We start from the raw sequence: 13,651 nt of genomic DNA, 5'->3' as shown, positions 1-13,651 counted from the left end.
CCCGAGTGGCGGCGGCCGCGGGTGCCGGGGCGGCCTCCGGGGCGTCCGGGGCGGGTGCGACCGGGGCGTCCGGTGCCGGGGAGGCGAGGGCGTCCGGTGCCGGCGCGGCCAGGGCGACGCGCGTCGGCGTCGCGGGGGGCGCGGGGTCCGGCGCTGCCGATGCCCGCGATGCGGGAGCCGTCGCCGCCCGCGTGACGGCGGGCGGCGGGATGCCCGTCTCCGGGCGCCGGCGCCGAGGGCGTCCGCCGCTGTACGCGCCGCCCCACTCGGCTCCGGCGGTGAGCCGGGACGCGACGAGGCCGACCGGTCCGGTCAGGCGGCCGGTCGCTCCGGGGCCAGCTCCGCCAGCATCGCGCCACGCAGCCGCAACGTGGTCACCAGGCGCTGGAACGCCTCCGACCAGTAGCTCCCGGCGCCGGGCGCGGCGTCCTCCGGCTCGTCCGGTATCGCCAGCAGCGCGTCCAGACGGCTCGCCTCGGACGGGTCGAGACAGCGCTCGGCCAGGCCCATGACTCCGCTGAAACTCCATGGATAACTCCCTGCGTCCCGCGCGATGTTGAGCGCGTCGACCACGGCCCGCCCGAGCGGCGGGGCCCAGGGCACCGCACACACCCCGAGCAGCTGGAACGCCTCGGACAGGCCGTGTGTCTCGATGAACCCGGCCACCCACGCCGCCCGTTCACCGGCTTCCAGGGTGGCCAGCAGCCGGGCGCGCTCGGCCAGGGACACCGCCCCGGGACCGCCCGCCTCCGGCGCGGACGGCTCCCCCAGCAACGCGCGGGACCACTCCGCGTCCCGCTGCCGCACCGCCGCCCGGCACCAGGCCGCGTGCAGTTCGCCCTGCCAGCCGTCGGCGACCGGCAGCGCCACGATCTCCTCGGGGGCACGCCCGCCGAGCCGCCCCGGCCAGGTGCCGAGAGGCGCCGCCTCCACCAGCTGACCCAGCCACCACGACCGTTCCCCCCGTCCGGCCGGCGCCTTGGCCACCACGCCGTCGCGCTCCATCGCCGCGTCGCACTCGTGCGGCGCCTCCACGACGATCGTCGGCACGTCCCGCGTACGGTCCACCGCCACGCACGCGGCGGCGCGCACCGCCATCCGCGCGGCCAGCGCCGACGCGGGCAGCGCCGACAGCAACTCGGCCGCCGTCGCCCGAACGTTGCGGCTGCGGTCGGCCAGCGCCCGTTCCAGGAAGGTCTCGTCGTCCGGGCCGAGTCCGGCGCGCAGGGAGTCCAGGAACATCAGCCGGTCCTCGGCCCGCTCCGTCGCCCACGTCTCCTCCAGCAGGGAGCGCGCGGCGGCCGCGTCACGGGAGCGCAGAGCGGTGAGCAGCGTGACCCGTTCGGCGAAGAGGCCTTCCTGCCAGAGCCGCCGTATGCCCTGCGGGTCGCGGAGGTCGGGGGCCGAGGGGCCGCCGCCGGGGGCCGCGCGCAGGGCGAACCGCCAGTCCGGGTTGAGCCGCGCCAGCCACAGCGCGCGCGGGCCCGCGAACCGCAGCGCCGCCGGACGCAGGTCGGTGCGGCCCCGCGCGGCGTCGAGCAGGGCGGGCAGCGCCTGCGGGGGCGCCGCGTAACCGCGGGCGTTCGCCGCCTGGAGCCACTGCGGCAGCAGCTCCATCAGGTCCGGCGCCGCGCCCCGGCGGCCGCCGCCGGACGCGCCGGGACGGTGGGCGAGCAGCGCCGCGAGCCTGCGTGCGGCGGCGGGCGGCAGCTGAGGGCGCGGGTCCTCGGGAGCGGGGCGCAGCCGCTCGGCGGGCCGCGCGGGGCGCAGCCCGGCCCGGCGCCGTACGGTCGCCGCGGCCGCCGCGTCGAGCAGGTCCGACGGCGCCTGCGGTCCGGGCGCCACGCCCGGCGGGGTGCGCCGGTCGGTGCCCAGCAGAGCCGTGGTCACCAGTTCCTCCCAGCGGTCCGGAAGGGACGCGGCCACGGTGGCGGTCGTCCTGCTCATGAGCTTCCTTTCCGGCGGGGGTCCCGGTGCGGTCGAAGACTCACGCGCACCGGGTGTCCAGCGATGTCCGAAAGATGCATGGGGGCGGGTGGGGTCGAGAGGGCCGAGGGGCGGAAGTGGCTGGTCAGCACAGGGGCACCGTCTCTCCCGGACCCTGCGGCCAGGCCGCCAGGGGAGTGAAACCCCGGGGGCCGCACTCGCCGAACACCCGGACCGGGGCGCCTCCGGACAGGGCGACCAGCCGCCACAGCCCCGGGCGGGACCGGGCCACCGCGCCGACCGGCAGGGCGTGGTCCTCGTCGGCGTCGGCCAGCTGCCAGCCGTCGCTGTCCGGGACCGGCACCACGCGGTCCAGCGTCACCGGGACCGACTCCCGCCACGGGTCGTCGCGCAGCGCGGCGCCGTAGCGGGCGAGCGCCCCGGACGTCGTCGTGCCCGGCGGGCGCACCGTCGTCGGCGCGGGCGCCCCGAACCGCTCGGTCAGCGCCATCCGTGGCTGTCCGGCGCCTGGGTAAGGGGTCAGCTCCGCGTCGACCGCCAGCCCGGCCGGGAGCGTCAGGTCGGGGGCGCGGCCTGCCGCCCCGTAGGAGAGGAGCAGCGCCGTACGCCCGGACGCGGCGCCGTACAGCCATGTGCGACGGGTGGTCAGGCGGCTGTCGAAGGTGTCGTACTGGGCGAGGACGAGCCAGTCGTCGCGGATCGCGGGGCCGTCCGGCGACGCGGTCAGGCCGACACGGGAGCGGACCGTCGCGGCGAGCGGCTCGGGCAGCCGGTCGCGCCGTAGCCAGGCCCGGGCCAGGAGGTGGAGCAGGGCGCACTCCTCCAGCACACGCACGGGGGCGTCCGCTCCGGTGCTCGCGAGCGCCCCCAACTCCCGCACCCGGCCGGCCAGTCCCGGGGCCTGCGCGTCGACCATGCGGGCCGCGGTCTCCTCCCACAGGGCGGAACCGGACTGCTCCGCCGAGATCAGTCCGCCGCGCAGCAGGTCAGCCAGACGCTGCTCCAGCTCGGCCGCCCCCGCCGTGATCCGCTCGGCCCGCCGCTCCGCCCGCCGCCGGGCGGCCGGGGACACGTGCGGTGGGGATGCGGGGTCTGCGGCCCCGGCCGCGCCGGGCGTGGGCTCATCGGGACCGCCCGGCACGGGCTCGCTCGAAGTGCCGGACAGGAGACCGTCCCCGCCCGTCACGGATGTGGCCAATCCGGCCGGCGAGGGCTCGTCCCCACCGTGGGACAGGGGGACGCCCTCGTCGGACGCGGGCTCGCCCGCCCCGCCGGACGGACGCCCGCCCCCGCGGAGCACGGGTTCGCGTGACCCGTCCGACGCGGCGTCACATGCCTGTGCCGGCACCTGGGTCACGGTCCGGCGCACCCCCTCGTCAGTCATGTCCTCGACGGTAGGTCCCGCCACTGACAGTCCGTGCCGGGCGGGCATGTGTGCAGGCCGGGGGTGATTGTCAGTGGCGTGGTGCACGGTGGGTGACAGATCCGAACCGGCCGAGCTGGAGGGGGGACCCAGCCATGTCTGTGTCCGCAGAACCGACGTCCGTCGACCCGCGGCGGAACGGCTCAGTGCCCGCGGACACCGGCGCCGCGCGGACGGACACCCTGCGTCCGCATGCCGAGCACGCCTTCGCGGACGAACTGGCCGCGCTGGCCGCCCAGGACGACCGCCCGCGTCCGGCCCGCTGGCGTCTGTCGCCGTGGGCCGTCGCCACCTACCTGCTCGGCGGGACGCTGCCGGACGGGACGGTGATCACCCCCAAGTACGTGGGGCCGCGCCGGGTCGTGGAGGTCGCGGTGACCACCCTCGCCACCGACCGCGCCCTGCTGCTGCTCGGCGTGCCCGGGACCGCCAAGACCTGGGTCTCCGAGCATCTCGCCGCCGCCGTCAGCGGCGACTCGACGCTGCTGGTGCAGGGCACGGCCGGCACCCCGGAGGAGGCCATCCGCTACGGCTGGAACTACGCCCGGCTGCTCGCCCACGGCCCCAGCCGCGACGCCCTCGTCCCCAGCCCCGTGATGCGGGCGATGGCCGAGGGCAGGACGGCCCGTGTCGAGGAGCTGACCCGGATACCGGCCGACGTCCAGGACTCCCTGATCACGATCCTGTCCGAGAAGACCCTGCCGATACCGGAGCTCGGCCAGGAGGTGCAGGCCGTCCGCGGCTTCAACCTGATCGCCACGGCCAACGACCGGGACCGCGGCGTCAACGAGCTGTCCAGCGCCCTGCGCCGCCGGTTCAACACAGTGGTGCTGCCGCTGCCGGAGACACCGGAGGCGGAGGTCGACATCGTCACGCGTCGCGTGGAGCAGCTCGGGCGGTCGCTCGACCTGCCGGCGGTGCCCGACGGCGTCGACGAGATCCGCCGGGTCGTCACCGTCTTCCGCGAGCTGCGCGAGGGCCTGACCGCCGACGGCCGGACCAAGCTGAAGTCGCCCAGCGGCACGCTGTCGACGGCCGAGGCGATCTCCGTCGTCACCGGCGGGCTGGCCCTCGCCGCCCACTTCGGCGACGGCGTGCTGCGGGCCGGTGACGTCGCCGCGGGCGTGCTCGGGGCGGTCGTCCGCGACCCGGCGGCGGACCGGGTCGTCTGGCAGGAGTACCTGGAGACCGTCGTCCGTGAGCGCGACGGCTGGTCGGACTTCTACCGGGCCTGCCGCGAGGCCGGCGCATGAACGGGGGGCGGTCACGGGACGCGGGGGAGCCGCTGCTGCTCGGAGTACGGCACCACGGGCCCGGCTCGGCGCGGGCCGTGCGTGCCGCGCTGGAGGCGTCCCGGCCGCGCGTCGTGCTCATCGAGGGCCCGTCCGAGGCCGACCCGCTGATCCCGCTGGCCGCGGCGGAGGACATGCGCCCGCCGGTCGCCCTGCTCGCCCACGCCGTGGACGAGCCCGGCCGGTCGGCGTTCTGGCCGCTCGCCGCGTTCTCCCCGGAGTGGGTGGCGCTCCGCTGGGCGCTGGAGCACGGGGTGCCCGCCCGGTTCATCGACCTGCCGGCCACCCACACGCTCGCCTGGGAGCGGGACGAGGAGGACGGGGAGGAGGACGGGGAGGACAGGGACGGGGAGGACGGCCGCACGGACGCCGGGGCGGAGCAGGGCGCCCTGGACGAGGACGTGCGGGTCGATCCGCTGGGCGTGCTCGCCGGCACCGCCGGGTACGACGACGCCGAGCGCTGGTGGGAGGACGTCGTCGAACACCGGGGCGCGGGGAAGGGGGACGCGCTCGCGCCGTTCACCGCCCTGGAGGAGGCCATGACGGCGCTGCGGGAGACGTACGGCAGCGGCGGGCACGGGCGGGACCTGATCCGTGAGGCCCATATGCGGCTGCGGATACGGGAGGCGCAGCGTGAGTTCGAGGACGGCGTGGCCGTGGTCTGCGGGGCGTGGCACGTGCCGGCGCTGCGACGGCGTAGGGGCGTGACGGCCGACCGGGCGCTGCTCAAGGGGCTGCCGAAGGTGAGGACGGACGTGACGTGGGTGCCGTGGACGCACCGCAGGCTGTCCCGGGCCGGCGGGTACGGCGCGGGCATCGACGCGCCCGGGTGGTACGCGCATCTGTTCGCCGCCCCGGACCGGCCGGTCGAGCGGTGGCTGACCAAGGTCGCGGGACTGCTGCGGGCCGAGGACCGCACCGTGTCGCCCGGCCACGTCATCGAGGCGGTGCGGCTCGCCGAGACCCTCGCCGCGCTCCGCGGACGGCCGCTGCCCGGCCTGGGCGAGGCCACCGACGCCGTGAGGGCGGTGATGTGCGAGGGCTCCGACGTGCCGCTGGCGCTGGTGCGCGACCGGCTGGTCGTGGGCGACGTGCTGGGGGAGGTGCCGGACACGGTGCCCGCGGTGCCGTTGCAGCGGGACCTGGAGCGGACGCAGCGCCGGCTGCGGCTCAGACCGGAGGCGGCCGAGCGGGAGCTGGACCTCGACCTGCGCGAGGAGACCGGCGCGGAGCGCAGCCGGCTGCTGCACCGGCTGCGGCTGCTCGGCATCGACTGGGGACGCCCCGCCGTCTCACGCTCCGGCACCGGCACCTTCCGGGAGACCTGGCGGCTGCGCTGGGAGCCCGAACTGGCCGTGCGTACCGCCGAGGCGGGGGTGTGGGGGACGACCGTGCCGGCCGCCGCGACCGCCAAGGCGGAGGCGGACGCGATCGCCGCGCGCGGCCTCGCCGACGTCACCGCACTCGCGGAGCACTGCCTGCTCGCCGCCCTGCACGACGCCCTGCCGGTGGTGATGCGCGTCCTCGCCGACCGCGCCGCCCTCGACACCGACGTCGCCCACCTCGCGCAGGCGCTGCCCGCCCTGGTCCGCTCCCTGCGCTACGGCGACGTCCGAGGCACCGACACGGCAGCCCTCGCCGAGGTCGCCGCGGGCCTCGCCGAGCGGGTCTTCGTCGGACTGCCCCCGGCCTGCGCCGGGCTGGACGCCGACGCGGCCGAGGAGATGCGGCGCCATGTCGACGCGGTGCACGGCGCGCTGGGCCTGCTCGGCGACGCCCCCGCGGCACGCGACGGGAGACTGCGCGCCCGCTGGCGGACCGTGCTGCGGACGCTGTCCGCGCGGGACACCGTGCCCGGGGTGCTGCGCGGGCGGGCCGTGCGACTGCTGCTCGACGAGGGCGAGCTGGCGCAGGACGAGGCGGCGCGGCTCATGGGACTCGTGCTGTCGCCGGGCACGCCCCCGGCGGACGCGGCCGCGTGGATCGAGGGGTTCGTCGGCGGCTCCGGGGGCGGGCTGCTGCTGGTCCACGACGAGCGGCTGTTCGGCCTGGTCGACCGGTGGCTGACGGCCGTCCCGGCGGAGGCGTTCACCGATGTGCTGCCGCTGCTGCGGCGGACGTTCTCGGCGTACGACCCCGGGGTGCGGCGCACGCTCGGGGAACTGGTCCGCCGCGGACCGGGACGGCACGACCGCGCGGACACCGCGGTGGCCGGCGTGCCCGGCTTCGGGCCGGGCGTGGACGAGGCGCGGGCGGACGCCGTCCTGCCGGTGCTGCGGCTGCTGCTGGGCCCGGACGGCGACGGGGAGACGCGCGGGGAGCGAGTGGAGGTGCGGCGATGACGGGGGACGCGGCGGGGGAGCGGCTGCGCCGGTGGCGGCTCGTGCTCGGCGGGGACACGGCCGACGGCACCGGACACGCGCTGTCCGGGCAGGACGCCGCGATCGACGACGCCCTCACCGCCCTCTACGGCAAGGACGACACCCCCACGACGGGGCGCGAGCGGGCGGGCGGACTCGGTGCGTCGGCGCCGTCGGTGGCGCGCTGGCTCGGCGACATCCGCACGTACTTCCCCACGTCCGTCGTCCAGGTCATGCAGCGCGACGCCATCGACCGGCTCGGCCTCGGCACGCTGCTGCTGGAGCCCGAGATGCTGGAGGCGGTCGAGGCCGACGTGCACCTCGTCGGCACGCTGCTGTCCCTCACCAAGGCGATGCCCGAGACGACGAGGGAGACGGCGCGGCAGGTCGTGCGCAAGGTCGTCGAGGACCTGGAGCAGAGGCTCGCCACGCGGACCCGGTCGACCCTCACCGGCGCCCTCGACCGCAGCGCCCGCGTCCGCCGGCCCCGCCACCACGACATCGACTGGAACCGCACCGTCGCGGCCAATCTCCGGCACTACCTGCCCGAGCACGGCACGGTCGTGCCCGAGCGGCTCGTCGGCCACGGGCGCGCCTCACGGTCGGTGAAGAAGGAGGTGGTGCTCTGCGTGGACCAGTCCGGGTCGATGGCGTCGTCGGTCGTGTACGCCTCGGTGTTCGCGGCGGTCCTCGCGTCCATGCGGGCGGTCGCCACCCGGCTCGTCGTCTTCGACACGGAGGTCGTCGACCTGACCGAGCGTCTGGACGACCCGGTCGACGTCCTCTTCGCCACCCGGCTCGGCGGCGGCACGGACATCAACCGGGCCCTCGCGTACTGCCAGTCGCGCATCACCCGGCCCGCCGACACGGTCGTCGTGCTGATCAGCGACCTCTACGAAGGAGGGATACGCGACGAGATGCTGAAGCGGGTGGCGGCGATCAAGGCGTCCGGCGCGCAGTTCGTGTCGCTCCTCGCCCTGTCCGACGAGGGCGCGCCCGCGTACGACAGGGAGCACGCGGCGGCCCTCTCGGCGCTGGGCGCGCCGGCGTTCGCCTGCACCCCCGACCTCTTCCCGGAGGTGATGGCGGCGGCGATCGAGAAACGGCCGCTGCCGATACCGCACGCGGGGACCGCCGGGCCGGACTCCCCACGCTGAAAACGGACATGAGTGCCCATCGGTGACACGGGGGTTGCGGAACCGCGGGCGTCGCGTGCAAGGATCGGGGGCGTTCGATCGAGGACCCGTGAAGGTGTCCGGTGGTCCCCGCAGTCCGGAGAGGGAACGCCCTGTCGACCTGGTCAGCAACAGCCGTGCCCGGGGCCGCCGCGCGCATGGTGCGCGCCGCGGCTCCGAGGCGTGCGGTCCGGCTGGCGCTGGTGGCGGGGGCGGTGTTCGTTCTGGGCGTCCTGTTCGGGGAGCAGGCCCAGGCCGCGGACGGACCGCCGCCCGCCGGAGGAATCGTGCGGGCCGACGCCGGGGGCGTCGGGACCGTGCCGGACGGCCTCACGGCGGAGAGTGACGAGGCCGCGGCCCGGAAGCCGGCCCGGAGTGCGGGGCGCCCCGGGGCTGAGCGGGGTTCGCGGCCCGGCGCCGGGGCGGTGGCGCGGCCCATGGCCGAGTCCGGCGCGCGGCGTGCGGAGACGCGGGTGGCGCCGTCCGGCGGTGATCAGGCCTCGCGGTCCGCGGCGCGGGCCGTTCGGCAGTCCGTGGCTGAGTCGGGCGCGCGCTCCGCGGTCACGTCGGGCGGGGCGCCCGGCGGTGAGCGGGTGGCGCGGCCCAGGGTCGAGTCCGGTGCGCGGTCAGGGAAGAAGCAGGCCGCGCTGTCTGACGGTGAGGCGGTGCGCGGCGCGGACGAGCGCGTACTGCAGTCCGCCGTGGCGCGGGTGACGCGTCCTGTGGGCGAGCGCGTGGTGCGCCCTGTCGTGGAGCGGGTTGTGCGGCCGGCCGTCGAACAGCCGGGAGAGAGGCAGGGCTCGGCGGAGAGGCCTCTCGAACGCGTTCTGCGGCCCGTCGGGCAGGTGGTCCGTGGTGTGACCCAGGAGTTGGGCGCCGTCACCTCGACCCTGCCCGCCGTCTCGCTCCCCGCGCTGGAGCAGCCCGCCGTGCTGCCGCCTCAGGTGGTGCCCGAGCTTCCCGCCCTGCCGACCCTCCCCGGACCCGCGGGACTCCCCGTACAGCTCCTTCCCGCTCCCGCCGTCCCCGCCGATCAGGCACCCGCGCCCTCACAGGCCGCGGCGGACACCCCCGCCGTACCGGCTGCGCACGGCCCCCTGCCGTCCGTAGCCACCCTCGCGACCGCCTCCCAGGCCGCCTCCACCACCCACCGGACGGCCCACCGGGCGACCCCCGCCCCGCCGCAGGCGCCCGCCGCCCCCACAGGCGGTGGCGAGGGCGACGGCGCTCCCGGCAGCCGCTCGTCCGCCGATCACGGCACTGCCCGGCACGCCGACGCCGGTGCCGTGCCCGCCGCTCACCGGCCCGTGCCCCGGCTCGTGCCGGGTGCCGCCGCGCCCGCGGAGACCCCCCGCACGCGCGAGCAGAGCCGGGACGTCCACGTCCCGCCCGCCTAGGCCGTACGGCGACACTCCCGCGCAGGCGCGCGCAGCCGTCCGTACGGACACATGCCCGGTCCCGGCCGAAACCGCCGTGGACCGGCCGTCCCCACGTCATCCGGTGCGCACCCGCCTGTCACCCGTTCCTGACTCACGGGTAACAAAGGACTCCGCGGGGCATGAGGACCCGGACAGCCGAAAGCCGTCGGTTCGTCCGGCCGCGACCTCGCGGAAGGGAGGCCGGCGCCCATTGGGGAATGGAGGCCGGCCGCCCCGCAACCCCGGACCACGGCGTCACAGCCCTGTCCGGGTTGTCCGGCAGGGCCTCACCGGGTCAACCCCAGCCCGGTGAGGCCCCTCACGCGCGGCACGCGGTGCCGGAGAAGCCGACATCATGTGACAGGTATCACCGCTCACGTGTGACCCGCGATTTAGAGGCTCCCCCCATGCGGCGATAACCTGCGAGACGGACATGCCGCGCGCTCGGACACCGTGTGCGCCTCCCTTGTGACAGAGCGGACGTCACGTTGCCCTTCGCGGCACGCCCACGCATCCAACGAACCGCGAGATCACTGATAGGGACGGAAGCGCGTGGACCTGTTCGAGTACCAGGCGAGGGACCTCTTCGCCAAGCACGATGTACCGGTGCTGGCCGGTGAAGTCATCGACACGCCTGAGGCGGCCCGCGCAGCCACCGAGCGTCTCGGTGGCAAGTCCGTCGTCAAGGCCCAGGTGAAGGTCGGCGGCCGCGGCAAGGCCGGCGGCGTGAAGCTCGCCGCCACCCCGGACGAGGCCGTCGCCCGCGCGACGGACATCCTCGGCATGGACATCAAGGGCCACACGGTCCACAAGGTGATGATCGCCGAGACGGCCCCGGAGATCCTGGAGGAGTACTACGTCTCCTTCCTCCTCGACCGTGCCAACCGCACCTTCCTCTCCATCGCGTCCGTCGAGGGCGGCATGGAGATCGAGGAGGTGGCGGCCACCCGCCCGGAGGCCGTCGCCAAGATCGCGATCGACGCCATCGACGGCGTGGACGAGGCGAAGGCCCGCGAGATCGTCGAGGCCGCCAAGTTCCCGGCCGAGGTCGCGGACAAGGTCGCGAACGTCCTGATCAAGCTGTGGGACACCTTCATCAAGTCGGACGCCCTCCTCGTCGAGGTCAACCCGCTGGCGAAGGTCGCCTCCGGCGACGTCATCGCCCTGGACGGCAAGGTGTCGCTCGACGACAACGCCGAGTTCCGTCACCCCGAGTACGAGGAGCTCCAGGACAAGGCCGCGGCGAACCCGCTCGAGGCCGCCGCCAAGGAGAAGAACCTCAACTACGTCAAGCTCGACGGTGAGGTCGGCATCATCGGCAACGGCGCGGGTCTCGTCATGAGCACCCTGGACGTCGTCGCGTACGCCGGTGAGAAGCACGGCAACGTCAAGCCGGCCAACTTCCTGGACATCGGCGGTGGCGCCTCCGCCCAGGTCATGGCCAACGGCCTCGAGATCATCCTCGGCGACCCGGACGTCAAGTCCGTCTTCGTCAACGTCTTCGGCGGCATCACCGCCTGCGACGAGGTCGCCAACGGCATCGTCCAGGCCCTGAAGCTGCTGGAGGACCGCGGCGAGAAGGTCGAGAAGCCGCTCGTCGTGCGCCTCGACGGCAACAACGCCGAGCTCGGCCGGCAGATCCTCACCGACGCGAACCACCCGCTGGTGCAGCGCGTCGACACCATGGACGGCGCGGCCGACAAGGCCGCCGAGCTGGCCCACGCCGCCAAGTAAGCACTCAGGACGAGGACACAACACACCATGGCTATCTGGCTCAACAAGGACAGCAAGGTCATCGTCCAGGGCATGACCGGCGCCACGGGCATGAAGCACACCAAGCTCATGCTCGGTGACGGCACCAACGTCGTGGGCGGCGTCAACCCGCGCAAGGCGGGTCAGACCGTGGACTTCGACGGCACCGAGGTACCCGTCTTCGGCACCGTCAAGGAGGCCATCGAGAAGACCGGCGCCAACGTCTCCGTCATCTTCGTGCCGGAGAAGTTCACCAAGGACGCGGTCGTCGAGGCCATCGACGCCGAGATCCCGCTGGCCGTCGTGATCACCGAGGGCATCGCCGTGCACGACACGGCCGCCTTCTGGGCGTACGCCGGCAAGAAGGGCAACAAGACCCGGATCATCGGCCCGAACTGCCCCGGCATCATCACCCCGGGCCAGTCGAACGTCGGCATCATCCCGGGCGACATCACCAAGCCGGGCCGCATCGGCCTGGTCTCGAAGTCCGGCACGCTGACGTACCAGATGATGTACGAGCTGCGCGACATCGGCTTCTCGACCGCCGTCGGCATCGGCGGCGACCCGATCATCGGCACCACCCACATCGACGCGCTCGCCGCGTTCGAGGCCGACCCCGACACCGACCTGATCGTGATGATCGGTGAGATCGGCGGCGACGCCGAGGAGCGGGCCGCGGCGTTCATCAAGGAGAACGTGACCAAGCCGGTCGTCGGCTACGTCGCGGGCTTCACCGCGCCGGAGGGCAAGACCATGGGCCACGCCGGCGCCATCGTCTCCGGTTCCTCCGGCACCGCGCAGGCGAAGAAGGAGGCCCTCGAGGCCGCCGGCGTCAAGGTCGGCAAGACGCCGACCGAGACCGCCAAGCTGGCGCGCGCGATCCTCGCCGGCTGAACCGCCGGCGCGGCAGCGCATCGAACGGGTGGGCCCGTTCCCCTGACGGGGGACGGGCCCACCCGTCTTTCGCGCGCGGGACGCGGCTCAGCGGGCCAGGGGGGTGAGGCGTTCCGGGCCGTCGAGCAGGGCCTTGCGCAGTCGGTCGCGCAGCTCGCGCTGCTCGTCCGAGAGCGGGCCCGGCGCCACCCGGGGCGGCACGCCCCGCACCGTCTCGCCCGGGGGCACGGGCGGCACGTAGTGCGTCGGCGCCGTGTGCAGGGTCATCGCCGTGCTGCCGATCAGGACGACGGTCACGGCCGCCGCCGTCCGCGTCCACAGGCGCGCCCGGCGCTCGCTGCCGCCGCGCACCGCCGCCGGTTCCGCCGCCCGCGTCCGGCCGGTGGACGCCAGCTCCGCCAGCCGGACGTGCAGCTCCGCCGGATCGGCCAGCTCCGGAAGCCGTTCCGCGAGGACCTCGCGCGCGTACATCAGCCTCCCGGCCGCGGCCCGCGTGCTGGCCTCCGTCTCCGCCGCCGTCTCGGGCAGGTCCAGGCCGACCCCGTCGTACAGCACGAGCGTGCGGCGGTACGGCGGCGGCAGGCTCAGCAGCGCGTCCAGCAGCGTGCGGTCGTCGTCCTCGGGCGGCGGGGGCTCGGGGTGCCGGTAGCGGCGGCGGAAGCGATGCCAGGGGGACAGCGCCCAGTCGTGCGCTGCCGCACGCACCCACCCGGGCGGGTCCGGGTCGCGCGCCACCTTCGGCCAGTGGTCCCACGCCCGCTGGAAGGCCCGCTCCACGGACTCGTGCGCGAGGTCCCGCCGCCCGGCGAGCAGGTACGCCTGCCGGACGAGGGCGGGGGCGCAGTACGCGTACAGCGCGTCGAAGGCCTGCGCGGGCGTCAGATACGGCCCCGCCTCCCGTGCGGCGGGGACGGCCCCGGACGCGCGCTCCCGCCCCGACGGCCGCAACACCCGCGCCCCCGACGGCCGCAACACCCGCGCCCACGAGGGCCGCGGCCGCCCACGCCCTCCACCACGGGACGCACGCCCACGCCCCGGCACGGCCCCGCCGCTGGACGACTCCCCGCGCGCCGGCTCGGGGTTGCCGGCCGGCATCGCTTCCTGCTCCGGGGCTGCTCCGCGCGCCGGCGCGGGTCCACCGTCCGGCCCGCGGTCGCCGGCCGGCACCGGATCCCGCTCCGACGCGGTGCTGCTTCCGGATCCGGGCCTGCCTCCCGACACCGGGCCACGTTCCGACGCCGAACCGTTCCCCGGCTCCCGTCCGCTCTCCGGGATCGGGCCGTCCTGCGACGCTGGTCCGCCGTCCGACTCGGTCCCGTCCTGGAATTCCTGGCCGCGGCCCGGGGTCCGCCCGGCCCCCGGCGGCGGGCCGTCTGCCGCGCCCGGCTCA

At 75.7% G+C, this 13,651-nt stretch carries 9 protein-coding genes; 6 read left to right on the top strand and 3 right to left on the bottom strand.

Features of this window, described 5'->3' with window-relative positions:
- Positions 1–312: 312 nt before the first annotated feature.
- The gene (locus ELQ39_RS11885) at positions 313–1,947 is read right to left on the bottom strand and encodes a DUF5691 domain-containing protein (protein ID WP_242591875.1); all 1,635 of its coding nucleotides are present in this window, start codon (positions 1,945–1,947) and stop codon (positions 313–315) included.
- Positions 1,948–2,071: 124 nt separating this feature from the next.
- Complete coding sequence (locus tag ELQ39_RS11880; RefSeq protein ID WP_277994674.1) at positions 2,072–3,379, bottom strand: hypothetical protein; 1,308 nt, start codon at positions 3,377–3,379, stop codon at positions 2,072–2,074.
- Positions 3,380–3,465: 86 nt separating this feature from the next.
- Here ELQ39_RS11880 and ELQ39_RS11875 point away from each other — a divergent pair, with 86 nt between their 5' ends.
- From ELQ39_RS11875 to sucD, 6 genes are all read left to right on the top strand, one after another.
- On the top strand, positions 3,466–4,623 hold the full coding sequence (locus tag ELQ39_RS11875; RefSeq protein ID WP_242591873.1) for an ATP-binding protein: 1,158 nt from the start codon (positions 3,466–3,468) through the stop codon (positions 4,621–4,623).
- On the top strand, positions 4,620–7,004 hold the full coding sequence (locus tag ELQ39_RS11870; RefSeq protein ID WP_242591872.1) for a DUF5682 family protein: 2,385 nt from the start codon (positions 4,620–4,622) through the stop codon (positions 7,002–7,004). Before ELQ39_RS11875 ends, ELQ39_RS11870 begins: the two co-directional genes overlap by 4 nt.
- Complete coding sequence (locus ELQ39_RS11865) at positions 7,001–8,179, top strand: VWA domain-containing protein (protein ID WP_242591871.1); 1,179 nt, start codon at positions 7,001–7,003, stop codon at positions 8,177–8,179. Before ELQ39_RS11870 ends, ELQ39_RS11865 begins: the two co-directional genes overlap by 4 nt.
- 875 nt (positions 8,180–9,054) lie before the next feature.
- Entirely contained in the window at positions 9,055–9,594 is a 540-nt protein-coding gene (locus tag ELQ39_RS11860) for a hypothetical protein (protein WP_242591870.1), read from the top strand.
- 573 nt (positions 9,595–10,167) lie between these two features.
- A complete protein-coding gene (gene sucC, locus ELQ39_RS11855) occupies positions 10,168–11,349 on the top strand; it encodes an ADP-forming succinate--CoA ligase subunit beta (protein WP_242591869.1) in 1,182 nt (393 codons plus the stop codon).
- Positions 11,350–11,376: 27 nt separating this feature from the next.
- Positions 11,377–12,261 (top strand): succinate--CoA ligase subunit alpha, encoded by an 885-nt coding sequence (gene sucD, locus ELQ39_RS11850; protein WP_190004880.1) that lies wholly within the window; start codon positions 11,377–11,379, stop codon positions 12,259–12,261.
- Positions 12,262–12,348: 87 nt separating this feature from the next.
- Here the strand turns inward: sucD and ELQ39_RS11845 are convergent, their stop codons facing one another.
- Positions 12,349–13,428, bottom strand: coding sequence for an RNA polymerase sigma factor (locus ELQ39_RS11845; RefSeq protein WP_435813080.1), 1,080 nt, complete (start codon positions 13,426–13,428; stop codon positions 12,349–12,351).
- Positions 13,429–13,651: the final 223 nt, after the last annotated feature.

Source organism: Streptomyces sp. GB4-14 (assembly GCF_022696125.1).
Lineage (GTDB): Bacteria > Actinomycetota > Actinomycetes > Streptomycetales > Streptomycetaceae > Streptomyces > Streptomyces werraensis.
Note: the sequence above shows the minus strand (reverse complement) of the source record. Positions and strands in the feature narration are given on the sequence as shown.